The 24,354-nt window shown below is 49.4% G+C and carries 23 protein-coding genes; 13 read left to right on the forward strand and 10 right to left on the reverse strand.

Annotated elements, in window-relative coordinates; translation table 11 throughout:
• Positions 1-371 precede the first annotated feature (371 nt).
• Together DSZ37_RS17690 and DSZ37_RS17485 are read left to right on the forward strand one after the other, a co-directional pair.
• Entirely contained in the window at positions 372-2,519 is a 2,148-nt protein-coding gene (locus DSZ37_RS17690) for a cellulose-binding protein CttA-related protein (protein ID WP_181380281.1), read from the forward strand.
• Between the two features lie 91 nt (positions 2,520-2,610).
• On the forward strand, positions 2,611-3,537 hold the full coding sequence (locus DSZ37_RS17485; protein ID WP_146198169.1) for an NPXTG-anchored protein: 927 nt from the start codon (positions 2,611-2,613) through the stop codon (positions 3,535-3,537).
• Between the two features lie 61 nt (positions 3,538-3,598).
• On the opposite strand, the gene DSZ37_RS08195 is transcribed toward DSZ37_RS17485, so the two are convergent.
• Positions 3,599-4,345: a tRNA 2-thiocytidine biosynthesis TtcA family protein gene (locus DSZ37_RS08195; RefSeq protein ID WP_109726427.1), complete on the reverse strand. Its 747-nt coding sequence runs from the start codon at positions 4,343-4,345 to the stop codon at positions 3,599-3,601.
• A 133-nt stretch (positions 4,346-4,478) separates the two neighbouring features.
• Here DSZ37_RS08195 and DSZ37_RS08200 point away from each other — a divergent pair, with 133 nt between their 5' ends.
• The 6 genes from DSZ37_RS08200 to DSZ37_RS08225 all read left to right on the forward strand — a co-directional run bounded on the left by DSZ37_RS08200 (position 4,479) and on the right by DSZ37_RS08225 (position 9,982).
• A complete protein-coding gene (locus DSZ37_RS08200) occupies positions 4,479-5,042 on the forward strand; it encodes a hypothetical protein (protein ID WP_109726428.1) in 564 nt (187 codons plus the stop codon).
• Between the two features lie 48 nt (positions 5,043-5,090).
• Positions 5,091-5,762 (forward strand): uracil-DNA glycosylase, encoded by a 672-nt coding sequence (locus DSZ37_RS08205; protein WP_109726429.1) that lies wholly within the window; start codon positions 5,091-5,093, stop codon positions 5,760-5,762.
• A gap of 11 nt (positions 5,763-5,773) precedes the next feature.
• Positions 5,774-6,634: a methylenetetrahydrofolate reductase [NAD(P)H] gene (gene metF, locus DSZ37_RS08210; protein ID WP_109726430.1), complete on the forward strand. Its 861-nt coding sequence runs from the start codon at positions 5,774-5,776 to the stop codon at positions 6,632-6,634.
• 41 nt (positions 6,635-6,675) lie between these two features.
• The gene (locus DSZ37_RS08215) at positions 6,676-7,308 is read left to right on the forward strand and encodes a vitamin B12 dependent-methionine synthase activation domain-containing protein (RefSeq protein WP_242978591.1); all 633 of its coding nucleotides are present in this window, start codon (positions 6,676-6,678) and stop codon (positions 7,306-7,308) included.
• Positions 7,309-7,483: 175 nt separating this feature from the next.
• The gene (locus DSZ37_RS08220) at positions 7,484-8,887 is read left to right on the forward strand and encodes an ABC transporter substrate-binding protein (protein WP_109726432.1); all 1,404 of its coding nucleotides are present in this window, start codon (positions 7,484-7,486) and stop codon (positions 8,885-8,887) included.
• 132 nt (positions 8,888-9,019) lie between these two features.
• Positions 9,020-9,982 carry an NAD-dependent epimerase/dehydratase family protein gene (locus DSZ37_RS08225; protein ID WP_242978592.1) on the forward strand — a complete coding sequence of 321 codons (963 nt, stop codon included), beginning with the start codon at positions 9,020-9,022 and terminating at the stop codon, positions 9,980-9,982.
• A gap of 156 nt (positions 9,983-10,138) precedes the next feature.
• Here the strand turns inward: DSZ37_RS08225 and DSZ37_RS08230 are convergent, their stop codons facing one another.
• The 6 genes from DSZ37_RS08230 to DSZ37_RS08255 form a co-directional block, all read right to left on the reverse strand.
• Positions 10,139-10,381 (reverse strand): RNA-binding S4 domain-containing protein, encoded by a 243-nt coding sequence (locus DSZ37_RS08230; protein WP_109726434.1) that lies wholly within the window; start codon positions 10,379-10,381, stop codon positions 10,139-10,141.
• A 57-nt stretch (positions 10,382-10,438) separates the two neighbouring features.
• The gene (locus DSZ37_RS08235) at positions 10,439-10,738 is read right to left on the reverse strand and encodes an HU family DNA-binding protein (RefSeq protein ID WP_109726435.1); all 300 of its coding nucleotides are present in this window, start codon (positions 10,736-10,738) and stop codon (positions 10,439-10,441) included.
• Positions 10,731-11,555: a nucleoside triphosphate pyrophosphohydrolase gene (gene mazG, locus DSZ37_RS08240; protein ID WP_109726436.1), complete on the reverse strand. Its 825-nt coding sequence runs from the start codon at positions 11,553-11,555 to the stop codon at positions 10,731-10,733. The genes DSZ37_RS08235 and mazG overlap by 8 nt, the downstream gene beginning before the upstream one ends.
• Before the next feature lie 188 nt (positions 11,556-11,743).
• Positions 11,744-12,739 carry a tryptophan--tRNA ligase gene (trpS, locus tag DSZ37_RS08245; protein WP_109726437.1) on the reverse strand — a complete coding sequence of 332 codons (996 nt, stop codon included), beginning with the start codon at positions 12,737-12,739 and terminating at the stop codon, positions 11,744-11,746.
• A gap of 15 nt (positions 12,740-12,754) precedes the next feature.
• Positions 12,755-13,279: a hypothetical protein gene (locus DSZ37_RS08250; RefSeq protein ID WP_109726438.1), complete on the reverse strand. Its 525-nt coding sequence runs from the start codon at positions 13,277-13,279 to the stop codon at positions 12,755-12,757.
• Between the two features lie 35 nt (positions 13,280-13,314).
• Positions 13,315-14,508 carry a PLP-dependent aminotransferase family protein gene (locus DSZ37_RS08255; RefSeq protein ID WP_109726439.1) on the reverse strand — a complete coding sequence of 398 codons (1,194 nt, stop codon included), beginning with the start codon at positions 14,506-14,508 and terminating at the stop codon, positions 13,315-13,317.
• 142 nt (positions 14,509-14,650) lie between these two features.
• Here DSZ37_RS08255 and DSZ37_RS08260 point away from each other — a divergent pair, with 142 nt between their 5' ends.
• Positions 14,651-16,294: a polysaccharide biosynthesis C-terminal domain-containing protein gene (locus DSZ37_RS08260; RefSeq protein WP_242978593.1), complete on the forward strand. Its 1,644-nt coding sequence runs from the start codon at positions 14,651-14,653 to the stop codon at positions 16,292-16,294.
• 120 nt (positions 16,295-16,414) lie between these two features.
• Here the strand turns inward: DSZ37_RS08260 and DSZ37_RS08265 are convergent, their stop codons facing one another.
• Positions 16,415-17,059 (reverse strand): DUF4352 domain-containing protein, encoded by a 645-nt coding sequence (locus DSZ37_RS08265; RefSeq protein WP_109726441.1) that lies wholly within the window; start codon positions 17,057-17,059, stop codon positions 16,415-16,417.
• A gap of 190 nt (positions 17,060-17,249) precedes the next feature.
• Here DSZ37_RS08265 and DSZ37_RS08270 point away from each other — a divergent pair, with 190 nt between their 5' ends.
• On the forward strand, positions 17,250-17,684 hold the full coding sequence (locus DSZ37_RS08270) for an RrF2 family transcriptional regulator (protein WP_109726442.1): 435 nt from the start codon (positions 17,250-17,252) through the stop codon (positions 17,682-17,684).
• 116 nt (positions 17,685-17,800) lie between these two features.
• Here DSZ37_RS08270 and cysK read toward each other — a convergent pair whose 3' ends face one another.
• Both cysK and DSZ37_RS08280 read right to left on the reverse strand, forming a co-directional pair.
• Entirely contained in the window at positions 17,801-18,727 is a 927-nt protein-coding gene (cysK, locus tag DSZ37_RS08275; protein ID WP_109726443.1) for a cysteine synthase A, read from the reverse strand.
• Between the two features lie 298 nt (positions 18,728-19,025).
• On the reverse strand, positions 19,026-19,949 hold the full coding sequence (locus DSZ37_RS08280) for a hypothetical protein (protein WP_109726444.1): 924 nt from the start codon (positions 19,947-19,949) through the stop codon (positions 19,026-19,028).
• A 353-nt stretch (positions 19,950-20,302) separates the two neighbouring features.
• Here DSZ37_RS08280 and DSZ37_RS08285 point away from each other — a divergent pair, with 353 nt between their 5' ends.
• The 3 genes from DSZ37_RS08285 (at position 20,303) to DSZ37_RS08295 (ending at position 24,330) form a co-directional block, all read left to right on the forward strand.
• A complete protein-coding gene (locus DSZ37_RS08285; protein ID WP_109726445.1) occupies positions 20,303-22,363 on the forward strand; it encodes a cellulase family glycosylhydrolase in 2,061 nt (686 codons plus the stop codon).
• On the forward strand, positions 22,363-22,710 hold the full coding sequence (locus tag DSZ37_RS08290; protein ID WP_109726446.1) for a hypothetical protein: 348 nt from the start codon (positions 22,363-22,365) through the stop codon (positions 22,708-22,710). The genes DSZ37_RS08285 and DSZ37_RS08290 overlap by 1 nt, the downstream gene beginning before the upstream one ends.
• 78 nt (positions 22,711-22,788) lie before the next feature.
• The gene (locus tag DSZ37_RS08295; protein ID WP_109726447.1) at positions 22,789-24,330 is read left to right on the forward strand and encodes a GDSL-type esterase/lipase family protein; all 1,542 of its coding nucleotides are present in this window, start codon (positions 22,789-22,791) and stop codon (positions 24,328-24,330) included.
• Positions 24,331-24,354 lie beyond the last annotated feature (24 nt).

Genomic DNA, 24,354 nt, shown 5'->3' on the forward strand with positions numbered 1-24,354 from the left:
GCAAAAATTACCTGTTGACAGAGGGTAAGAACAGTGCTATAATGTCATTGTCGGGAACGCAGGAAACGGCGTAATACCGAGAAATAATACTCAAAGTTCATTTATGAGAAAATATTACTTTTCATATATATTCATATTGTGAAATAAGCACAAAAAAGAAGATGATTAATCGTCAATAATTTTTGAAAAAAATATACTGTTCTGCTTGACTTATTGACGTTTGTGTGATAAAATGTAGTTATGAATTTCTGGGTGAATTATATGCAAACGCAGATCGTCTCCCCGAAATTAAGCCTAATGCAAAGAACGGCTTGTACAAAAACCGCTCCCTTTGCTGAAGGGGAATAAACATGTTAGAGAGGTATAGGACAATGAAGAATTCATTATTCAAGAGAGCCATTGCTACAGCAGCAGCTGTTCCGCTCGCTCTCACACAGTGTCTCACTTATGCAAGCGCTGTATCAACAGATATGATCGAAGCACCCGCAGCAGTTCAGGCTGAAAACGACGCTCTTACTCTTGAGAGCCTGCTTTATATCCCTGCTGATCAGACAGTTTCAAAGTGGAACATGACTGTTTCAAACAGCCTCGCAGCTGTTCAGAATAGAACAGGCGATCTTGACATCACACCTTATGTTGAAGACATCGCAGGCAAGGCAGGCGCTTACAGCGACGCAGTAAAGGTTATACTTACAAAGTATATAATCCCCAACGGTGTTACATATGAGATCACAGGCTCAAACGACATCATCCTCAAGGGTAAGGTAACTTCACCCAAGCAGTATGATGCATACAAGGGCACACCCGGAGAGGCTCTCAAGAATGTCGGCGACAAGTACGGCGTTCCGGGACTCATCAATCAGGTTACCTTTGAAGATGTTGACGTTTCAGGTGAGATCACAGTTACTATCAAGGCTTCCAAGCTTGATACTTCAACAACTGTTCCCGTATCTGTTGAATTCAAGACAGCAGACGGTTCCTACGGCATCGGTCAGATTCCTGCATGGGCTAAGGGCAAGGTCCTCGAGATCCAGGCAGTAGCTGAGAAGGCTATCAAGGAAAAGGTTGCAGCTGACAAGGTTGACGCTGCTATCGCTGATTACGAAGCACAGATCAAGAAGATCACAGATAAGCTTGACAAGGCTGACGCTAAGATCGACAGCGCTCTCAAGTATTCACAGTCAGGTGACTATGCAAATGTTGCAGCTATCATCGCTGAGGCAAATGCAAAGCTCGCTGAAAAGAACTTCAAGAAGCAGATCCCTGCAACAGCAACAGATATCGCTACTAATGCAACAGTTGCTAAGGCATACGATCAGGCACTGAAGATCGCTGCTCCCAACGGAGAGATCACTATCACTGCTGCTGAGCTCGGCGCTTTCGCTGACAGCATCAAGGATATCACAGCTTCACTGGCAGGCGGCGTTGGCACAGGCACAGGAACATTCGATGATGCTGAGAAGGATGCAGTTATCGCTTACTACGCTGACGGCTCAAAGGGCTTCACAGTAAAGGATTCTTACAAGCAGATCAAGGCTACTGTTGATTTCAGCGGAATCAAGTCAGTTGATGCAGGTTCTGTTGACGTTCAGATCGAGAGAGTTCTCGTAACTGAGACAACTACAACAACTTCCACAACTACAACTTCTACAACTACAACAACTACAACATCAACCGATACAACAACAACATCAACAGATACAACTACTACATCTACAGAGACTACAACATCTACAGACACAACAACAACTTCCACAGAAACAACTTCAACTGATACAACTTCAACATCTACAGATACAACAACTACATCAACAACTTCAATGCCTGCTGATGTTACAGTTACAACATCTGTTGTTAAGTCTTATGTAACAGCTGATACAGATTACGCATTCTACCTCAACACTGAGGAAGAGTTCGACAAGGCTCAGGTTTCAAATGTTATCCTCCACACATCTTATGTAGAGGGCTACACAATTGACGGTCAGACGATCATCACTAAGGAAGGCGAGGATATCAAGGATATCACAGCTGACATCAACTTTGGCAGCGCTACACCTTCCAACACATACAAGCAGGACAACACCACATTCAAGTATTCAGTTCCCGTTTACGGCGTTGACGGTGTCCTCACAGACAATGAAGGCAAGAACCTCACAGTAACAGTTTACATCGGCGTTAAGGGCGATACAAACCTTGACAGCGTTGCAAACGCAGTTGACGCTTCACAGGTACTTGCATTCTACGCAAAGACATCTACTCAGGGCGGAGGCGTTTACGACGTTATCCTCTCTGAGAGCAAGCTCGTTTCCACACCCGACGGTCTCTATGAAGAGTTCGCAGCATTCCTCAGCGATGTTCACCACGACTCCAATATGATCGTAGGCAGAGACGGTAAGAAGGACGCAAGAGTACTCAATGCAAACGATGCATCTAACATCCTTGCATACTACTCAAGAAGATCAAGTGCTCAGTACAATGGTAAGAGCGACAAGGAGATCTGGGACGAACTCCTCGGTTAAAAAAGAAATATAAAAGCATGTTCAATCTGCCGCCATTTAGCGGCGGCAGATAACATATATAACTAAAACTATCTGAAAGGAAATAATAACAATGAAGAAGAACATTTTTAAGAGCGCATTTGCTGCACTCGCTGTTTCAGCACTCGCTGTTTCAGCTTCAGCTGTATCTGCATTCGCAGGCCCCGCTGCTGGTCAGGCTTATGATCCCGGCTCACTTGATGTTAACTCATCAACAGTAAAGCCCACACTTTCACTTTCACAGATCAATCTTACAGCTCAGGAAGCTCCCAACTCCATCCAGACAATCAATCTGACTGTTGCTGGTGCAGAGGATAAGTACTGTGCTACAGGTCTTCACATCCAGTACGACAGCAGACTCAAGCTCATTCCCGATGAGGACAATCAGCTTGCTACAAAGGATCGTGCAGGCAGACTTCTCGGCGGTATCTCACAGGCTGATACAGCTAACTCATTCTTCGTAACAACAGACGGAGATGACAATAAGGGTAAGAACGGCGTTCTCTGGTCATTCCAGCTTCAGGTTCCTGCTGATGCAAAGGCTGGCGACAGATATCCTATCGAGATCGCTTACCAGTCAAGATCAAACAATGAGGATCTCTTCACAAACCTCAAGAAGGACACAGAGGGTCAGCTCATGCAGGCTTGGACATTCATGAATGGTATCGAGCAGGGCTACATTCAGGTTGGTGATACAACTTCATCTACAACTACAACAACTACAACAACTACTACAACTACAACAACTACTACAACAACAACTACAACTACAACAACTTCAGGCACAACTACTACATCAACAGCTGTAGCTGGTGGTTCAACAACTACATCAACCGGCAGATCCAGAGTAACTGGCAGCTCTACAACTGGCAAGAAGCCTACAACAACAACTAAGGGCAAGGATTCACCTAAGACAGGTGTTGCTGGTGCCGGCGTTGCAGCTGCAGGTCTTGCAGTAGCAGTAGCTACAGCATTCGCTCTCAGAAAGAAGGAAGACTAATTTAGTCTGACACTTTCCTAAGTGAATAATCAAGGCTCTCCGAAAGGAGAGCCTTTTTATTTTAGTCTTTAGTTTTCGGCGGCGTCCAGTCGATACCGCCCCAGCCGTCAACGTTTGCCCGCTTCATAGCGCCGAATATCCTGTCCTTGAAGCCGTGATCGTTTCGCTCCATATCAGCAAGGAAATCCTTGGTTTTCTGGCGATTGGTGTGACCGTCCGCAGGACATACCGACTTCACCACAGGAAGCTCGTTCTTCCGCGCTGCTCTGCGTACCTCTTTTTCGGGAGCAAGCACAAGCGGACGAATTACAGTAACATTCTTATGAGTGAGGTAGGTGCTTGGCGAAAAGCAGCCGATACGTCCCTCTGTGAACAGGTTCATGATAAAGGTCTCAACAGCGTCGTCGTAGTTGTGACCGAGAGCGACCTTGTTGCAGCCCAGTTCATTAGCGGCATCATGGAGAGCACCGCGGCGCATACGTGCACAGAGACTGCAAGGGCTTGGCTCCTTCCTGACATCGAAAACTATTTCCGCGATCTGAGTCTTTATAATGTGATACTCGATATCGTGCTCCGCGCAGAACCTCTCAACAGGTGAGAAGTCCATCTTTTCGCCCGTAAAGCCCATATCGAGAGTAACACCAACAACTTTATATTCTATGCCGATGAACCGTCTCAGCAGGGTGAGCCCATAAAGGAGCACAAGGCTGTCCTTGCCTCCCGAAACTCCCACCATGATGCGGTCACCGTCCCTGATAAGCCCGTACTGCTGTACGGCTTTTCTCATATATCCCAGAACCTTCTGCATAACTGCCTCCAATAACTTTTTTATGATTATAGCACGAATGAGGGAAAAATGCAAGCAAAGAGCACAGCATATATTTTAAAAAAATATGCAAATATAACTTGCAAAGTATGAAAAAATATATTATAATATAAGAGTGAAGCTTTTCGCAGCGGCGGAAGGCGTTTATATATTCAGAAAGGAGCGGCGCATTGCGCCTTGGGATAAGATGACAGAACAATTAAGAAACCTGCTCATTCTCCTCGGAGCTATCGTTGTAATACTCATACTGATCATGCTGCTGTTCAGCGGAAAAAGCTCCTTCAGAAAATTGCTTTCGGTATTCCTTGAGGAGAGAAGCGACGATGAAGATGATGCTCCCGACAGATCGGGTCCCGTCAAGAAGTCACTTGCGGACCGCAGAGGGGGAAGCGCTCCCGATGAGCCTGTTCAGAAGCGTACTTCCGAGCCCATAGTTGAGATGGCAACTCTTATAAGAAAGAGCGACGACCGACTGAGAGTTATAGAGAGCACAGGACAGGTCAAGCTTGTTGACGAGTATTACGAGCTGGTATTTGTTACCAGAAAGGGACAGAAGCTGAAAATTGAATGCTCTGCGGAGGCATATGAAAAGGTGCCTTTCAATCAGCAGGGTTCGCTTACATACAGAAGAAATACCCTTGTCAAGTTCAAGTACTACGAGGATACAGTTTTCAATTAACAGAGGGGGACGGCGCAGGTCGTCCCTGTTTTGTATACGGGAGGAATTATGGTAAACTTCAATAACGACTGGGACGAGCTGCTCAAGGGTGAGTTTGAAAAGGATTATTATGTGCAGCTCCGACAGAAGCTCATAAACGAGTACAGAACACAGCGCATTTACCCCAATATGTACGATATCTACAACGCCATGAAGTACACTTCCTACGACGCTGTAAAGTGCGTTATCATCGGACAGGACCCCTATCACGGCGCAGGACAGGCTCACGGACTGAGCTTTTCCGTGCGAAAGGGCATTGCTCCGCCGCCCTCTCTGGTGAATATCTTCAAAGAGATAAGGGACGACGTTGGTATTGACAATCTCGGTAAGCATGGTGAGCTTACCAAGTGGGCGCAGGAGGGAGTGCTCCTGCTGAATTCCGTTCTCACCGTCCGCGCAGATCAGGCGAGGAGCCACCGCGGTCTGGGCTGGGAGAACTTCACCACCGACGTAATAAAACTGCTCAACGAAAGAGAAAAGCCCATGGTATTCATGCTGTGGGGAGGTGACGCAAAGGCGAAGCAGCAGTTCATAACCAATCCCAAGCACCTTATACTGAAGGCTGCACATCCAAGTCCGCTGTCGGCGTACAACGGTTTCTTCGGGTGCAGACACTTCTCGAAGGCAAATGCATTTCTCCGCGCCAACGGCATGGAGGAAATAGACTGGTCAATAGACTAACGGAGGCAGCTATGCGTATTAAGGATATTTTTAAAGAAAAGACAGTTTTTTCATTTGAGGTTTTCCCTCCGAAGAAAACCAGCCCCATTGAGGTCATTTACAGTACACTTGACGAGCTTCAGGGACTTCACCCCGACTTTATCAGCGTTACATTCGGTGCAGGCGGCAGCGGTAACAGCCGCTATGCGCTGGACATCGCTTCGAGGATAAAGGACAGCGGCATAATTCCCATGCTCCACCTGCCCTGTATCAACTTCACAAAGGCAGAGATAGACGCAGCACTTACCGAGGCGCAGCAGCGCGGCATCGAGAACATACTGGCTCTCAGGGGCGATATAAATCCCGATATAGAGCCTGTTGAGGACTTCCGCCACGCCAGCGACCTCATTACCTACATAAAGACAAAGGGCTGCTTCGATATAGCAGGCGCCTGCTATCCCGAATGCCATCCCGACGCGGAAAACATGGTGGAGGACATTATCAACCTCCGCAAGAAGGTAGAGGCAGGTGCAGACCACCTCATCACCCAGCTTTTCTTTGACAACGACCATTTCTACGAATTCCGCGAAAAGGCAGCCATCGCAGGCATAAATGTGCCTATCGAAGCCGGAATAATGCCGGTAGTAAACAAAAACCAGATAGAGCGCATGGTCACTACCTGCGGAGCCAGCCTGCCCAGTAAGTTTGTCCGCATAATGACCAAGTACGAGCACAATCCCGAGGCTCTCCGCGACGCAGGCATTGCCTACGCCGTGAACCAGATAGTGGACCTTGTAGCCAGCGGAGTTGATGGAATACATCTATACACCATGAATAATCCCTATGTTGCAAGGAAGATAAGCGAAGCCGTTTCCGGCATAATAGGTGCGTGATGGAGCTGCTTCCCGTATCGAAGTCGGAGGCTGCACGGTACATGGGAGTGAAAGGTGCTCCCGACTCTGCCGTTGCGGAGCTTCTTGACAAAGCCGAGCGCCTTGTCAGGGAGAGAGTCCGCCCGAAGTACGTCTATCTTGAGACCGATGTCACCTTTACGGATGATGAAGTTCTTCTCGACGCTATGACCGAGCCCCTGACAGGGGAGGACATAAAACGCCACCTGAAAGGCTGCAAAAGAGCTGTGCTCCTTGCGGCAACACTGTCACAGGAAGCAGACAAGCTCATCCGTCAGGCAGCAGTGACCGATATGGCGCAGTCCCTCGCCCTTGACTGCATATGCAGTGCTGCCGTGGAACAGGTCTGTGACCGCGCCGAGGAGGAGATATTCACAGCCCACCCCTGCGAGTACAGAACATGGCGGTTCAGCCCCGGCTACGGAGACCTGCCTATAACGTTACAGCGCAGCTTCCTTCTCGCTCTGAACGCTCAGAGACGCATAGGGCTCACCGTAACAGACAGCTGTCTCCTTATACCGTCAAAGTCTGTGACGGCGATAATCGGCGTGTCTGACGCCCCTGTGGAGCGAGGTCCGCGAGGCTGTGCGGTCTGTAACATGAAGGACAGCTGTGCATTCAGGGCATCGGGCACAAAATGCGGCAAAAATATGTGAATTTGTCCGAATTATATCACAGTATTAACACATTATATGTAATAAACTAACCATAAACCCAGCTAAATTCTATGTAATATTTATATTGACATAAATAGCAGTCCCGTGATATAATTAAGAAAAGCGCAGATATACGAATATACGGACAATAGGGCGATATTAAAGGAGTTTGAGGATGAAAAAAGCAAGAACTTTTATTTCAGCATTGCTCCTTACAGCAATGTCAATGTCACTTCTTTCATGCAGCAGCAAGGACAAGAGTTCAGTGTCCGGCAAGGAGCTGGATTCCGCTGTAAGAGAGGAAATACACCAGAATGCCGCCGAGTCTGACCTCCTTACGGGGGATAAGCTGGAAAACGGCGAGATAAAGTGGCTGTCTGACTGGGATATCAATCCCGACGGTACGGGTAAGAACGTACCCACCGACCTTGCGGTCTTTCAGGAGCGCTACGGCGGTACGGTCAAGTACTACCCATGCACATACAACGAGCGCTATGACAAGCTCACCGAGTATATCAGCTCCGATGAGGGCATAGACTTTTTCTACGGGGGCAACCTTGACGCCTTTCCAAGAGGAGCTATCAAGGAGATGTTCGTGCCCGTAGATGATTATATCGACTTCGATTCTCCGCTCTGGGAGGACGTAAAGGACGTAAACGACCAGTTCATCTGGAACGGCAAGCACTACATGGCAGGCGTTCAGGCAACAGGCGACGCCGTAGCAGTGGTCTACAACAGAAAGACCGTTGCCGAGGCAGGTCTTGAGGATCCCGCTGTGCTCTATGAGAACGGCGAGTGGACATGGGATACCTTCCAGGAAATGCTGGAGAGCTATGTTGACGCTGATAACCAGAAGTACGGCATAGACGGCTGGTGGTTCGAGTTCGGACTCATCAATACCACGGGAGTTCCTGCGATAAGCCTTGAAAATAACAAGCTGGTCAGCAATCTCTCCGACCCATCAATGGAAAGAGTGCAGAACTGGATTTACGATCTCTATCAGAAGGGCTGTATAGCCATCGGTGTAGGCGATTTCGGCTGGGAGACAAAGCCGGCATATGTGGGCGAGGGCAAGACACTGTTCTATCCTATCGGTCTCTACGACTTCTATACCGAGAAGTCTCAGTGGCAGGCAAAATACGGCGAGGACGCATTCTTCGTACCCATGCCCAGAGACCCCGAGGCTGACGAGTACTACATACCCACAGGCTTTGAGTCATATATGTTCGTCAGCGGCGGTTCAAACCCCGAGGGCGTTGCGAAGTATCTTGACTGCAAGCGCTTTGCCCGTCTGGACGAGGATACAAAGGCAATGGCTGACAAGCAGTTCATGGAGGACTACGGCTGGACTCAGGAAATGATAGATATGAAGGACAGTATGCAGGAGCTTGCAGAGGAGAATCCTGTTATCGACATATCCAGAGGCGTTTCCAAGGACTGTGGTGACCTTATAAACGACGACCTGCGCCTTACAGCGAGAGGTGTTCCGTGGAACGAGACCTATGACGCTATGAGTGCCGCAGTAGAGAAATATCTTGACAAGATAAATACAGACCCCAAGTCAGCGGACATAGAATAAAATTACCATAGAGATCACCGGTTGCAGTATGCTTACACGATGAAAAGCTGTTGCAAAAAAGAAAAACATATGTTATAATAAAAAAATCAGAGGATATAATATTGATATTATTTAAGCTTTAGAAAGGAGGCTATGATCGTGGAGAAGGTTCTTGTAACAGGCGGCTGCGGTCTTATAGGCCGTCACATCTGCTCCGGACTCCTGAAAAAAGGCTATGAGGTCATAGCTGTCGACATAGAGGAATCAGGCTACAATGTGGGAAAGCTTCATTATTCATCTGTTGAATGTTCACCTACAGATAAAAACACAATCGCAGAGCTGTTTGAGCAGAATAAATTTGATATAGTTATTCACGCAGCCTGCACCGTTGACAACGACATGGGACCTATCGTCACCGAGAAGCAGATGAGTGACAGCGCATCGGTGGATAAGTTCATATTCAGATACGCAATGACGGAGAATATCAAGAAGTTCGTCATGCTCAGCACGGATCAGGTATATCAGTTCCCAAAGACCCGTGAGCCTATCCGTGAGGACAGTGACCTGAAGCCCATCAGCAACTACGCTGTCATGAAGTACAAGTCGGAAAAGGCAATGGTAAGCGAGATGCAGCACCACAAGGAGATCATCGCCTGCATCGCACGTTTCTCACCTGTATATACACTGAATTTTACGGATAATCTTGTATCGAAGATCACAGACCCAAAGGACGGAACACTGTTCGTTTACGGACAGGGACAGTACGGTTTCCAGTTCTGCTGCGTTCATAACCTTGTGGACTTCATACTGTGCTTCCTGAAGATAGCAGAGAGCCCTTCAAATTCGGGCATTTACAACGTAAGCGACAAGCTGCTTACCACGGCTGCGGATATAATCTCATTCATGCGTGATAAGCATCGTCTCGGCGCAGTAGTGCAGAGGTCCTCGGGCGGAGCGATATCCAAGCTCAAGGGACTTTTCGGCGGCGTCAGCAAGGATGAAAAGACCAATTACCGCTATCTTGACCTGAGCAAGATGGAAAACAACAATATGCTGGACAATACCAAGGCTGCGAAGTTTGTAAACTTCCGCTGGGATATCCACAACACCAAGTAAAGACAGGCGCCATAGCAAATGCTATGGCGCTTTTTTATGAAAGGGATCACAAAGGGGCTCCGCCCCTTGATTACGTCGGACACTCCCTGACGGACGGCGGAACGCCGCCCCCTATAACAAAAACGCCGAAGTGAGTATTGACCACTTCGGCGTTTTTCAGCTTATAACGGTATAATTGTCCGCAGCATTTTCCTTTGTGGCGTGTTCCGTCACGCTGAGGACCTTGACTTTTAAAGGGCGTGTACCCATATTTATCTCGATTATATCGCCCACCTTGACGTCATAGGAAGCTCTCTGAGCCTTGCCGTTGACGACAATCTTCTCGGCGTCGCAGGCTTCATTAGCCACGGTGCGGCGCTTGATGAGCCTTGTTACCTTCAGGTACTTATCCAGTCTCATATTATCTCCTTCTATAACAAAACGGGGGAGACAGAAGCCTGTCCCCCCCCTGATTAATTACTTCTTCTTGCTCTTCTTCTTAGGAGCGTTAACAGCTTCCTTCAGACCTCTGCCTGCCTTGAAAGCGGGAGCCTTGCAGGGAGGGCATACCATCTTGGTCTTTGTCTTGGGGTTGATGCAAGTCTTTTCGCCTCTCTCACGAACCTCGAATGTACCGAAGCCAGTGATAGAAACCTTCTCGCCGCCCTCAAGAGTCTCCTGGATAGAAGAAAGTGTAGCCTCCAGAGCTGCAGCAGCGTCCTTCTTTGTGCAATTAGCCTTTTCAGCAATAGAATTGATAAGTTCGGTCTTAGTCATTTTTACGTTCCTCCGTTTTACAAATAATTGATTTTGCCTTGTCCCAATATGTGTCAAGCTCTTCGATAGGGAGCTCCTTCATATCGATTTTTTCTGCGGAAACAAGCTCCTCCGTAACAGAAAAGCGCTTGATAAACTTCTCTGTGGCGTCCTTGAGAGCCTGCTCAGCGTCCACACCTAAATGACGGGCGGCATTGACGCAGGAAAACAGAAGATCACCGATCTCCTCCTCGATATTAGCCTTGTCTCCGTTTGCAATAGCGGCATCAAGCTCGGCTTTCTCGTTTGAGATACAAGCCACGGCGTCCTCGGCACAGCGGAAATCCATACCTGCACGCATAGCTCTTTTGCCGACCTTCTGTGCTCTCATAAGAGCGGGAAGGGACTTTGCAACGCTGGTCAGGGTGTCTGTATATTTTTCCTGACCCTTGGTCTCCATCTTTATGGCGTCCCAGTTTTTCAGCACCTGATCGGTGGTATTGGCTGTGACGTCGCCGAAAACGTGAGGGTGGCGGATAATGAGTTTCTTGCAGATCTCATCACAGACGTCGTCGAAATTGAACGACTCTGTTTCCTCCTCGATCCTGCAATGAAAGACCACCTGGAGCAGAACATCTCCCAGCTCCTCACGAAGCAGAGCCTTGTCCTCGAGATCGATGGCCTCGATGACTTCGCAGGTCTCCTCGATGAGATCGCTTTTAATGGATTTGTGGGTCTGTTCTCTGTCCCACGGGCAGCCGCCCTCGCCTCTGAGAAGTCTTACTATATCGACGAGATCGCCGATACGATAGAACTCCTTCTGCTGATATTCAACCATTGGAAAACACTCCCTTAAAGACGGGCTATGTTATATAATACCCTAAATTTCGAGAAATTGCAACTGTTTTTTGACAAGTTTGTTAATATCGTAGAATATTAAGTTTGTAAAACTCACGGTTTGTATATTTTTGCCATATAATTACTATCGGTTATACTGCTCAAACGGTTTTTCGGCATCTATTGGTACTACCTATCAACGAAACCGACCTTATGAAAAGCTTTTGAAACGATCCTGCCCGAGTATCTCAGAGCCTTCTGAGCGCCCTCGGTGTAGCACTGTTTCAGGAACGCCTTGTCGCTGCTGAGTCTTGCAAACTCTGTGCGGACAGGCTCAAGATGATCGGCAACTGCCTCGCCCACAGCGAGCTTGAAGTCGCCGTAGCCCTTTCCTGCAAACTCGGACTCGATAGCCTTGAAGTCCTTGCCTGTAACACAGGAGTAGATGGTCATGAGGTTATTTATGCCGTCCTTGCCCTCGCGGTAGCAGACCTCAGCCTCGCTGTCGGTGACAGCTCTCTTGAACTTGCGGATGATGGTATCCTTGTCGTCCAGTATGAGGATGCAGGCGTTGGGATTTTCGTCGGACTTTGACATCTTCTTGGTAGGGTCCTGAAGTGACATTACCTTAGCGCCCACATCTATGATGTAGGGCTCGGGCTGAGTGAAGAAGTCGCCGTAGCGCTGATTGAAGCGCTGAGCGATATTTCTTGCCAGCTCCAGATGCTGCTTCTGGTCAACGCCCACGGGCACCAGATCAGCGTTATATGCGAGGATATCCGCAGCCATAAGTGACGGATATGTAAACAGACCTGCATTGACATCGTCGGGGTGCTTCTGGCTCTTGTCCTTGAACTGAGTCATACGGGAGAGCTCACCGAACTGAGTATTGCAGCAGAGTATCCAGTTGAGCTCCGCGTGTGTAGGAGCATGGCTCTGGATAAAGAGGATAGATTTCTGAGGATCAATTCCGCAGGCCATAAGCAGGGCATATGAATTGAGGGTATTCTGTCTGAGCTTTGCAGGCTCCTGCTTTACGGTTATAGCGTGCATATCGGCAACACAGTAGATGCAGTTATACTCATCCTGTAAGGGAGCCCAGTTACGGACAGCGCCTATATAGTTGCCGAGAGTAAAAGTGCCTGTGGGCTGGATAGCGCTGAAAATAAGCTTTTTATCGTCCATTGTACGGTATACTCCTTACTTGGCAGCGTTTCTTCTGTCAGCCTCGTCCTTGAGCTGGCAGGTCCTGATCTCGTTGAGAACGCGCTGATAGAGAACGTAGATGCTTCTGAGCTCCTGCTCCTCCTCGGGGATAGCGCCTGCCTGTATCTGAGCAGCGTAAACGCCGCTTCTTGTCAGGAGGAAGATGTTGTTGGTCCTGCCCTTGGGGAGGTCGAACTGCTTTGTCTTCTTACATTTGGGAAGGAGCTGACCTGCGTTGGCAACGAGGGTATGTGAAGCCTGAACTAAGTTTCTGTACTTCTGAGCAGCGCCTGTGTACTCGCCGCCGTTGTTGAAGTAGATATTTGCAGCGCCGTTGATGAAGCAGACCATAGTGGTGAGCACATCAGCGGACATAGGGATGTCGATGACAACGCCGTAAACGTCGTTCTTGTTCTTGATGAACTGAGCGAAAGGCTGATAGGGGAAGTTTAAAGCCTGTCCTCTGGTCATGAGATATTTCTGTGTGACATTGAATCTGTCGGTCATTCTGTTTGGCATAATGAATTATCCTTTCAAAGTAGTTTTTTCTTATATCAATCGAGCATTTCTCTTGTCATGCGGGCGAGGATATCCATGCCCTTCTTTATCTGCTCGTTTGTAGGTGTAGAGTAATTGAGTCTGAAGGAGTGGCTTACCTCTCCCTCCTCGATGTTGAACGAGTTTCCGGGGACTACGGCGATCTTGTAATCCTGAACAGCCTTGCGGCAGAAGTCGTTCATATCGCAGTTTTCGGGGAGGTCGCACCATACGAAGAGACCGCCCTGAGGCTTGGTGTAGTTTATCTTCTTTGAGAACTCATTGTCGATATAGCCGCACATGAGGTCGCACTTTTCCTTATAGATAGCGCGGAGCTTCTTGAAGTGAGCCTCTCTGTCAACAGTTGACATGAATCTGTAGGAAACCACCTGAGCCCACATATTGGAGTGAACATCTGCAACCTGCTTGCAGACAACCATTTTCTGGATAATGGGAGCGGGAGCGGAGCAGTAGCCTGTTCTGAAGCCCGACGAGATTATCTTTGAGAAGGTGCTGGAATAGATGACTCTGCCCTCGGTATCGAAGCTCTTGATGCAGGGAACGTTCTCGCCTGCGAAGCGGAGCTCGCCGTAGGGGTCATCCTCGAGTATTATGAAGTCGTACTTGCAGGCAAGCTCGTAAACAGCCTTGCGCTTTGCAAGAGACATGGTCTTTCCTGTGGGGTTCTGGAAGTTGGGGATAACATAGAGGAGCTTTACGTTCTTCTCGGTCTTGAGAGCGTTCTCAAGCTTGCCAAGGTCGATGCCGTCCTCCTCCATCTCGATGCCTTTGAGGTGGACATTGTAAGAGCGGAAAGCGTTGAGTGAGCCGATGAAGCTGGGTGACTCACAGAGAAGTGTATCGCCCTCGTTGAGGAGCACCTTGCATGAAAGCTCGTTAGCCTGCTGACCGCCGGAAGTGATGATAAGGTCATCGAACTCCTTGTGGAAGCAGCCCTTTTCAGTCATCCAGCCCTTGAGCAGGTCGCGGAGGGGAGTATAGCCCTCGGTAACGCTGTACTGGAGAGCGAGGATGGGGTCGTCTCTGAGAAGCTCGGCAGAGATCTCGGCTATCCTCTCCTTGGGGAAAGCCTCGGGAGCAGGGTTGCCTGCTGCGAAGGAGATGACCTCGGGGTCGGCAGTAAATTTCAGTATTTCTCTTATGGCAGAAGCCTGAAGCTTGCTTACCTTGTCTGAGAATTTATAATCCATGATAAAAACCAGCCTTTCGTCTGTTTGATATTATTGTACTTTGTTTTGCACCGCCCTTACCAAAGCGGATACAGTGCAGAGTATATAATCAGTCTATCATATATTATAACACATAATTATGATTTCCGCAACATATATTTTTGTGAAAAAGGTATTTTTTATTATAAGGTCGGAGGGGATAGAGCTGAAAAAGCAGAACTTCATCAAAGGGTCCATAATACTTATGGTATCGGCAGCTGCGGCAAAGGTGCTGGGGGCGGTATTCAAGATACCGCTGACAAATATGCTTGGCGGTGTGGGCATGAGCTATTTCAGCTGTGCATACAGCATATTCATGCCTGTCTACTCGCTGACGGTGACGGGACTGAGTGCAGCGGTGGCGAGGATGACGGCTCAGAGCGCTGCACTGGGGATGTATGAGAATGTCCGCAGGATAAGACGGACCGCTATGCTTTTGTTTTCGGCGGCAGGACTGGTGGGGAGCCTGCTGATACTGCTGATGGCGGTGCCTTTCAGTGTATACACCGTGGGAAACACCGACGGAGCGGCAGCGGTAGCGATGATAGCGCCTGCGGTGCTGTTCGGCTGCATTACCGCTGTGGAGCGCGGTCACTATGAGGGCATGAGCAATATGTATCCCACGGCGCTGTCCCAGCTTGCGGAGGGAGCCGTAAAGGCAGGGGCAGGACTTATGCTGTGCAGCTATGTGACAAGCCATCCGCGAACAGTGATGGGACTTTTCCCCTTTATTACCGATATCCGCGGAGCCGCTGCCGCCGCAGGCATTACGGGAGTTACCCTGTCCACGCTGGGGGCGGCGGTATTTTTTGCATTCCTGCGGCTTTTTGACAGGGCTCCCAAGGGCGGCGAGCGCTGTGTTCAGAGCCGCCGCGAGATAGCGAAACGGCTCTTATCTACGGCACTTCCTGTGGGAGCAGGAGCCGTTGTGACGAACCTTACTGCCCTCATCGATATGTGGACGGTCATTGGCTGCATAGCTGTTTTCGGCTATGTGGGCAAAGCCCCCGCAGGAGTATCCGCGTCGGAGCTTCCGGGCTTCATTTACGGATCATTTGCAGGCATAGCTCTTACGGTGTTCAATCTTGTGCCATCGGTGACGAATATGCTTGGCAAGGGTGCCCTGACCTGCATCACCTCCGCCTGCGAGAGCGGAGACCGTGCTGCCATGGAGCGCGGCACTATGCAGGCTCTGCTGACCTCGGCGGCGATATCGGTTCCCTCAGCCGTAGGGCTTGGGGTAATGGCGCCCGAGGTGCTCGGGGTGCTGTATCCTGCCCAGTCCGACGAGGTGACGGTCTGCATTGCGCCTCTGCGGTGGCTCATGGCAGGAATGGTGTGCCTTTGCGTATCCTATCCGCTTTTCAGTATGCTTCAGGCAGTGGGGAAGCCCTCTGCGCCGCTGAAGATAATGCTTCTCGGCACAGCGGTAAAGCTTCTTGGCAATCTTCTGCTGATCCCCTTTATGGGAGTCTCGGGTGCAGCGGTGTCTACCTCGCTCTGCTATGCATTGATACTTCTTTTTGCAGTCCGCACCTATCTGAAAGTTACGGGACTTCGTCTGCAACTTGCGCCTTTTTGCAAGATACTCTACTCGGGAGCCATGTGCGGCGGGGCCGCATACCTTGTCGGGGCTGCCGCAGACCGCGGCGGAGCTTCGCCCGCCGCGGCCCTCTCCGCCTCAGTGATAAGCGGAGGGGCAGTATATGTGTTTTTTATACGCGGACTTTTGCTGCGTCTGAGGCGGAGATACACCGTCTCTGCATAGCAGGGACGGTGCTGCGGCAGCCCACCGGCAAGGAGCTTCGGAAGGAAAAGGGACAAAAAAGCCCGAAAGCAGCTTTCAGCGCCTGCTTTCGGGCATTTATCTTCATATTCGTGACATCTCTCACTTCATGAGCGAGCTGTCAGCCTCCTTGATATCGTCGGCAGTTATCTTGTAGTTGAACACAGTCTCCTTTGCAAGCGGGTCGCTGCCTGTGGGGAAGAAGCAGAGCGTGAAGTCGTTGAGGTCTTCGTCAACGGTATAGCCGCCGATAATGCCGCTGAACTGTCCGTTTGAGGGGATATCAAAGGGGTCTGCGTAGTATTTCTCGGTGTTGAAATACTTGTTTGCGTAGAGCTGGGAACGAACATCGGAGTATATCTCCTCGCCGTCGTTTGTGAGGATATAGAAGTTGTTGAGAGTGCTGAGGGTATAAGCGTCAGCAGTAGCGTTCTTCAGTGTGATATCGAAGAAAAGGAACTTCTGACCGTCATCGCTGTGACCGCCGTCGATAACAGCATTGAGAGTGAAGCCCGTATCGTTTGCGGTCTCCTCCTTGCCGATCTCGGCTTCCACCTTGTTCTCACCGACAGGACCGTGTTTCACGTTTTCCTGAGGCTGGAGAGCAGGACCGTTATCGGGTTCGGTAGCGTCCACGCTGATATTAACGTCTTTGGAGCTGCTTGATTTTTTATCGAGACATCCTGCTGCGGCAGAAGCAGTGAGGACTGCCGCAAGAGTGAATGCAAAAAGCTTAGAAGTTTTCATTTTTCTATCCTCCGGATAATTTCAAGCCGATATACGGCGTTTTTATATAAGCAAATATAGTATAGCACAGATGGGGGCTAAATGTCAAGATGCAATAAAAAAACAGAAAAGACTTGCAAAACATACTAAACCTATGGTATAATTATATTCAATGTCAGTACCTATCACCTGCTTGAAAGGACGTGAAATGATGAAGATATCAACAAAGGGCAGGTATGCGCTCAGAATGTTATATGATCTTGCTATACATCAGGAGGAGGGGTATATTTCCCTGAAGGACGTTGCGGAGAGGCAGAACATATCCAAGAAGTATCTTGAGCAGATAGTGCCGCTTCTTAACAAGACGGGGCTTCTGAGGACCAACCGCGGCAACAAGGGCGGATATATGCTTGCTGGAAAGGCATCGGAGATATCGGTGGGAGACATACTCAGAGCCACCGAGGGCAGCCTTGCGCCCGTAGCCTGTCTGGAGTTCGAGCCCAACGAGTGCCCGAGGGCAGGTGACTGCTCCACACTTTTTGTGTGGGAGGGGCTTTACTCTGCCATTACCGATTATCTTGACGGTATATCCATTCAGGATATCATCGAAAGAAACTCGTCAATGGGCGGCGATTACTGCATATAATTGCAGCACATCATTACAGAAACGGCGGCGTCAGCCGCCTTTTTTCATGTCCTTACGCAAATCAGCCGCTGCAAGTGCAGCGGCTGACCGTTGTTGTATATGGCATAATTGAGGTATTATTCAAACATAGGAGTTGACAGATAGCGCTCGCCTGTGTCGGGGAGGAGAGCAACGATGGTCTTGCCCTTGTTCTCGGGACGCTTAGCAAGCTGGATAGCAGCCCATACAGCTGCGCCGGATGAGATACCTACCAGAACGCCCTCGTTTCTCACGATGGCTCTGCCTGTCTCGAAAGCGTCCTCGTTGGTAACGGGGATGATCTCGTCATAGATATCTGTATTGAGAGTATCGGGAACGAAGCCTGCACCGATACCCTGTATCTTGTGAGGACCTGCTGTTCCTTCTGAGAGAACGGGAGAGCTCTTGGGCTCAACAGCAACGATCTTAACATCGGGGTTCTGAGACTTGAGGTAAGCTCCGACACCGCTGAGAGTACCGCCCGTGCCTACGCCTGCAACGAAGATATCCACCTTGCCGTCGGTATCGTTCCAGATCTCGACGCCTGTGGTCTTCTCGTGAACAGCAGGGTTAGCAGGGTTTGTGAACTGAGAGGGGATAAAGCTTCCCTTGATCTCCTGAGCCAGCTCCTCAGCCTTGGCGATAGCGCCCTTCATGCCCTTTGAGCCCTCGGTGAGTACCAGCTCTGCACCGTAAGCCTTCATAAGGTTGCGGCGCTCGATGCTCATGGTCTCGGGCATGGTGATGATAAGTCTGTATCCTCTTGCAGCAGCAACGGAAGCCAGACCGATACCGGTATTTCCGCTGGTGGGCTCGATAATAACGCTGCCTTCCTTGAGGAGGCCCTTAGCCTCGGCGTCGTCGATCATAGCCTTGGCGATCCTGTCCTTTACGCTTCCTGCGGGGTTGAAGTATTCAAGTTTAGCGAGCACCTTTGCGCCCAGTTCGTTCTTCTCCTCAAGGCTTGTGAGTTCGAGGAGGGGAGTGCCTCCGATGAGGTCTGTGATCTTCTTAAAAACTTTCATGATAATATCTCCTTTACTGAAAAAATAATATTCTTAAAAACTGAAAAATGATACTGACCGCAGTCAACATCGTTTAGAGAAAAGATAGTCCATAATGACACCTCTCAAGTTTCTACTATATTTCCTATATGTTTGGTATGATTATATTATATCAGCTATATTTACATTTGTCAACCCCTTTTTGAAAAAAATCTCCGCAAAACGAAAAAGCTCCCGTAAGGGAGCTGCGTGCGGCATAAAAAACCGAGCCCGTAAAAAGGGCTCGGTGGTGTTTCTGTTATGCAGGGCTGCTGCCGGCTTATTCGGGCTTGGAGCCTACCTTTGTCTTTGCGAAATTAGCGAACTCGCCTGCGGGTCTGATGGACTCTACCTCCATAGCGTTTGCATCGTAGTATACCCAGACGAGGATGCCAGCCAGACCGGGGTTGTTCTTGATATTCAGGTAGTAATCAACGGTATCTCCTGCCTTTGCGGAAACATTGTCGCCGTATACAACGAAGCCTGACTCGGAGGAAACGTTCTGTGCGTCGATATCGCCGCCGACTCTGATAGTACCCTGTACTACCTTATCGGGAGTTATGGTCTTTCCTGCAACGCTGGAGAGATCGGGATTGAATCTTACGGGGTAATCTCTGTTGGGGATATTGTCCTTGAGGTTGAATGTTACCTTGATGAACTGATCATTGAAGACATAGTCCGAATCCTTGGAAATATCGATCCAGAAGCAGTATTTGCTCTCGGTCTTGCTCTTGTAGTTTTCGGAAGAACTGTCAGCAGGCTTTGTAACGATCTGAGTAACGACATTGCCTGCGCTGTCGGTTGCTTTTTCACCGTTTGCCTCGGTCACCTCAACTATCTCGGTAGCAGGCTCCTTGGCAACGGGGTCATCGGAATCAAGGTCAACTTCGGGAGCAGGTATACCGAAATCATCGGATGAACCTGACTGGAAGGGGGTAACAACTACCTGACCCTGATCGTTTACGATATTCTCAAAGTCGACATCGCCGCCGCTGCTGCCGTTTCCGCTGCTGCCGTTGCCGTTGTTGGCGTTGGCAACAGTATTTCCGTCAGCGTCGGTAGCATTCTCGCTGACATTTGAGTCAGCCTTTGAACCTGCATTGCTGCTGCTGCTTGACTTTGAATCCATACATGATGCGAATGATGTAAGCGCTACACAGGCTACTGAAGCCAGCGCGATAGCTTTTTTTCTGAAATTGCTCATAGTTTTGCGTCCTTTCATATATAACCATTTTATAAAAATGCGAAGCAGTGCTCTTCGCTCAGCTTATACTTATTATACACAAGCGGAAATGTTTTGTCAAGCAGAAGCGGGAAATGTAATCAATTCTTTTACAAAACTACACATTTTCACCACCTAATTTCACTGTTCTGTCATTTTTACAGTGCGATAGGCTGTATTATCGGCATATTAATAAATATGATCGCAGGGACGGCACCTATATTGGTAAAAATCATGTATTGCAAATATTGCTCAGGCGTGGTATAATTATAAATAGTGTTTTGAATTATGTTTTTCTGATCCTATGATCAGACGATGAGGAAAGGACATAAAAAATGAAGAAAAAAACAATAGCGCTTTTCACTGCGGCGGCAATGCTGCTGACTGCGGTGTCATGTGCGAAGAAGGGTGGTTCTTCGGCTGTGTCGGAAAAAGAAAAAGAAACGTCAGCCACGAGCATCACGACTGCAAAAACCGAGGAGGAAACTACAGAGATGGCGACCGAGCATATTAGCCCAGTTGAGACCGTTTCGGCGACTCTTGGCTCACAGCTGACTGCGGACAGGACTATCGGAAAAGCAGCGGGCAGTAATACGACAAAATTCCCGCTTGCCGACCTCATTGAGGAAGGCGATAAGATAAGATCATTCACCTTTACCATTTATTCCGATAACGGGGGGGATATCGGAGAATTCAAGGGCGGCTTCGGAATATCCGTGGCGGACGAATGCCCTGCAAAGACAAACGATTACTGGTATCAGTCGCCGGATATGACCTTCCCGACACAGGGAAGCTACGGCGAGATAACATGGAACGTCCCCGAGGAGCTCACCGACTATATCGGCGCCAACGGCGAGGTATTGTTCGGCTACTGGTGGGGAAATGCCGAAAAGATCAGGATAGAGAATGTGGTATGCCGCTTTGACAGGACGAGGAACGTCCCCGTTGACGGCACCGCAGACGCCGATGTTGGCAAGAGCGTCAGCTATGCCGATGAGAACAATATCATCAGCGTGCCTCTTGACTTCATACCCGAGGGAACAGTCCCCGAGGTGGTAACGTTCAACATCAGCTCAGACGGCAGCTTCGGCAAGTACACGGGTGCCTTCGGTATCAATTCATCGGCAGGCTCATATCAGTCCATAGATACAGCCGTATTCACCGACAGCTCCGAGCTGGAGCTCACATGGTTCGTGCCCAATGCCGCAAAGGCTTACATGGCACAGAACAATGAGCTTATACTCGGCTACTGGTGGAGCGAGCGCCCCACAGTCACCCTCAACAAGGTAAGCGTCAAGTACAGCCAGCAGCTTGGCTATGTGCCGCCTGTTACTACAACAGCCGCCGCAGCCGCTGCCGCAGAGACTACTACCACTGCAGCCGCAGCAAGTGCAGGTTTCCGCTCCGCACAGGAGATAGTCTCAGAGATAAAGGTGGGCTGGAATCTGGGCAACAGCCTTGACAGCTACAACACAGGCAGAGCAGGAACGGATACCGAGACAGGCTGGGGCAATCCAAAGACCACAAAGGAAATAATACAGAACGTCAAGAAGGCAGGCTTCAATGCCGTAAGAATACCTGTAACGTGGGCAGAGCACATGGACAACACAACCATACAGGCAGCATGGATGAACCGCGTGCAGGAGGTCGTTGACTATGCGTATAATGAGGGACTTTTCGTTATCCTCGATATGCACCATGACGACTATATCTGGTTCGACCCCAAGGACGCATCCTACGCTGATGACAGTGCCCGTCTCAAGAGCATATGGCAGCAGATAGCCGCACGCTTTGCTGACTACGGCGACAGGCTCATATTCGAGGGCATGAACGAGCCCAGAACAGTAGGTTCATCAATGGAGTGGATGGGCGGAACTGCCTCAGAGAGAGCTGTTATAAACCGCTATGCACAGGACTTTGTTTCCACAGTAAGAGAGAGCGGCGGCAAAAATGCGGCAAGAACGCTGATAGTGACCACCTATGCAGCCTCCGCAGATACCGTTGCACTTAACGATATGGGAGTTCCCGCAGGCGGAAATATCATTCTTTCCGTTCACTACTATGCACCGTGGAAGTTCTCTGACGGCTCGGAAAAGACCTTTACCGACAGCGGAAAGAGCGAGATAGACGAGAAGTTCAAGGAGCTCAAGCGCAAGTTCATAGACAAGAGGATACCCGTTATCATCGACGAGTTCGGCTGTGTCAACTCAGCCGCAGAGTCAGAGCGCAGTGCTTATTATGAGTATTACATAAGCCATGCCAAGGAGCAGGGAATAAAGTGCTTCGTATGGGACAACGGCAAGATGAACGGCGATTCCAGCTTCGGACTCTTTAACAGAAGCAAGCTCACATGGAACGACACACTCCTGAAGGCTATCATGGAGGGCGCAAAGTAATGAAGCAGCGCTGTCCGTCCTGCGGAGCAAAAAATGACAGCGGCGAGGAAAAGTGCGTAAGGTGCGGATATGTGCTTTACGAGAGCAGCTTTGGTGATATCGCCGATGAGCTGGAAAAGGATATGGCAAATGTCAGCTTATCCGAGCTTGCTGCCGTAAGGCGCGAAGCAGGTCCGAGGGAAAAGCTCAGTCCCGAGGAGTTTGAAAAGGCATGGTGCGCCGCAAACAAGATAGTGCCTGTGCATTCGGCTTTTTCCTTCAGAGGTGCTCTTCGCGGAGCAGCCTACGAAAGAAAGCTGCGTCAGGCATATGAAGCGTATCTCCGCGACCTCGGATATGATATCTGAACATTATTTACCTGTTGACACAGAACACGAAACAGTATATATTATGAATGACTGCAAAGCAGTCGGAGGAGGAATACAATGAAGAAGATAGTTTCGGCTGTCCTTGCGGCAGCAATGAGTATAACAGCGATAACAGCATCACCGGCAGTATATGCAGCAGACAAAGCTGCTTCACCCAAGAGCATGGTGGTGCTTGGCGACAGCATAGCCGCAGGCGGTCTCCGCACGGGCAGTGTAAAATACAACTATGGCGATATATGCGGCGATTATCTTGGCTGCAAGGTATCCAACTACGCAGTTTCGGGCTATGACACCTCCGACCTTGTGAATGAGATAGAGAGCTTTACAGATACGCAGAAAAAGGCAGTTTCCGACGCTGATGTGGTAGTCATCTCCATCGGCGGCAACGATATGATGCACGCTCTTTCCAAGTATCTTCTGGACTTCGCAGGCAGAAAGACCTCGGAGAAGTTCCTCAATGACGGCTATACAAAGGACGATATCCCCGAGAAGCCTTCACTGACCGACCTTACACAAATGCTCAACATAAGGGGCGAGGGCGGACTCATGGACTATATGGCAAAGGGCACCTTTGCTCAGAAGCGCGAGGTCACCGACGAGATAGGCTCAGCATTCGCAAACATCTACGGCTCGGGCGGCACTTTCGACAGTGAGACCATTCCCAATCTTGAGAAGGCAGTCGAGGATATCAAGGCGATAGCTCCCAACACAAGGATACTTGTCACCAATGTCTATCAGCCCCTCCAGCTCCAGCCCTCGTATGTAGAGAAGACCTACGGAAAGCAGTCCGACTATGCCACATTCCTGAGCATACTCAGAATGCGCTGCGAGGCTATGATGAAGGAATACGACATAAAGCTCAATGCCATCGACGGTATCGAGGTAGTTGACGTAAAGTCACAGTTCACATCGCAGGAGAAGGAGCCCAGCACCAGTGCCCCCGGAAATGCAAGCTATTTCGTTGACATTCAGACAAGCTCGCTGAGCACCGCAGACGTACATCCCAACCAGAAGGGACATATCGCCATGGCAGCTGCTATCCTTGACAAGATAGGCAGTCTCCATACCGACAGCGGACTTCTCTCAAAGACCTTCAACGGACTTTCCGACAAGGACGCATATCCCGAGATAGCTCTTGCCACATACAAGAAAGTAGCAGGAGTAAAGGACGTTGTAACAACTACCACGACCTCAACAACATCAAAAACAACAACTACGACCACGACTACAAGCACAACCACAACAACCACCACTAAAAAGACCACGACCTCTACCACAACCACAACTACTGCAACTGCGCCCCCTGTGACCACCACGACTACCACACCTCCCGCTCCGAAGATACCCAAGGGAGATGTCAACAACAGCGGCAAGATAGATGCAGTAGACGCATCGGCAGTTCTTTCCGAGTATGCAAAGCTGTCGGGTTCATCGGGCAAGGGCGAGTTCAACGCCGAACAGACCAAAGCGGCAGATGTTGACGACAACGGCAAGGTAGACGCAGTAGATGCATCAAAGATACTGTCGTACTATGCATATATCTCCACTGTAAAGAGCGGAGGTATCATGTCCATCGATCAGTATATAAAGTCATTATAAGAAACAGTCAGCGGACAGTATCAT

Source organism: Ruminococcus flavefaciens (assembly GCF_900116855.1).
Taxonomy (GTDB): domain Bacteria; phylum Bacillota; class Clostridia; order Oscillospirales; family Ruminococcaceae; genus Ruminococcus; species Ruminococcus flavefaciens_R.

Excerpts from the sequence above, each read along its gene's own strand:
- mazG (WP_109726436.1), bottom strand. The coding sequence starts at position 11,555 with ATGGTTGAATATCAGCAGAAGGAGTTCTATCGTATCGGCGATCTCGTC.
- DSZ37_RS08225 (WP_242978592.1), top strand. The coding sequence starts at position 9,020 with ATGATCGTGGAGAAGGTTCTTGTAACAGGCGGCTGCGGTCTTATAGGC.
- DSZ37_RS08255 (WP_109726439.1), bottom strand. The coding sequence starts at position 14,508 with ATGGATTATAAATTCTCAGACAAGGTAAGCAAGCTTCAGGCTTCTGCC.
- DSZ37_RS08250 (WP_109726438.1), bottom strand. The coding sequence starts at position 13,279 with ATGCCAAACAGAATGACCGACAGATTCAATGTCACACAGAAATATCTC.
- DSZ37_RS08265 (WP_109726441.1), bottom strand. The coding sequence starts at position 17,059 with ATGAAAACTTCTAAGCTTTTTGCATTCACTCTTGCGGCAGTCCTCACT.
- DSZ37_RS17690 (WP_181380281.1), top strand. The coding sequence starts at position 372 with ATGAAGAATTCATTATTCAAGAGAGCCATTGCTACAGCAGCAGCTGTT.
- DSZ37_RS08205 (WP_109726429.1), top strand. The coding sequence starts at position 5,091 with ATGGTAAACTTCAATAACGACTGGGACGAGCTGCTCAAGGGTGAGTTT.
- DSZ37_RS17485 (WP_146198169.1), top strand. The coding sequence starts at position 2,611 with ATGAAGAAGAACATTTTTAAGAGCGCATTTGCTGCACTCGCTGTTTCA.
- DSZ37_RS08285 (WP_109726445.1), top strand. The coding sequence starts at position 20,303 with ATGAAGAAAAAAACAATAGCGCTTTTCACTGCGGCGGCAATGCTGCTG.
- DSZ37_RS08220 (WP_109726432.1), top strand. The coding sequence starts at position 7,484 with ATGAAAAAAGCAAGAACTTTTATTTCAGCATTGCTCCTTACAGCAATG.
- DSZ37_RS08215 (WP_242978591.1), top strand. The coding sequence starts at position 6,676 with ATGGGAGTGAAAGGTGCTCCCGACTCTGCCGTTGCGGAGCTTCTTGAC.
- DSZ37_RS08230 (WP_109726434.1), bottom strand. The coding sequence starts at position 10,381 with ATGAGACTGGATAAGTACCTGAAGGTAACAAGGCTCATCAAGCGCCGC.
- DSZ37_RS08290 (WP_109726446.1), top strand. The coding sequence starts at position 22,363 with ATGAAGCAGCGCTGTCCGTCCTGCGGAGCAAAAAATGACAGCGGCGAG.
- DSZ37_RS08270 (WP_109726442.1), top strand. The coding sequence starts at position 17,250 with ATGAAGATATCAACAAAGGGCAGGTATGCGCTCAGAATGTTATATGAT.
- DSZ37_RS08195 (WP_109726427.1), bottom strand. The coding sequence starts at position 4,345 with ATGCAGAAGGTTCTGGGATATATGAGAAAAGCCGTACAGCAGTACGGG.
- cysK (WP_109726443.1), bottom strand. The coding sequence starts at position 18,727 with ATGAAAGTTTTTAAGAAGATCACAGACCTCATCGGAGGCACTCCCCTC.
- DSZ37_RS08295 (WP_109726447.1), top strand. The coding sequence starts at position 22,789 with ATGAAGAAGATAGTTTCGGCTGTCCTTGCGGCAGCAATGAGTATAACA.
- DSZ37_RS08235 (WP_109726435.1), bottom strand. The coding sequence starts at position 10,738 with ATGACTAAGACCGAACTTATCAATTCTATTGCTGAAAAGGCTAATTGC.
- trpS (WP_109726437.1), bottom strand. The coding sequence starts at position 12,739 with ATGGACGATAAAAAGCTTATTTTCAGCGCTATCCAGCCCACAGGCACT.
- metF (WP_109726430.1), top strand. The coding sequence starts at position 5,774 with ATGCGTATTAAGGATATTTTTAAAGAAAAGACAGTTTTTTCATTTGAG.
- DSZ37_RS08280 (WP_109726444.1), bottom strand. The coding sequence starts at position 19,949 with ATGAGCAATTTCAGAAAAAAAGCTATCGCGCTGGCTTCAGTAGCCTGT.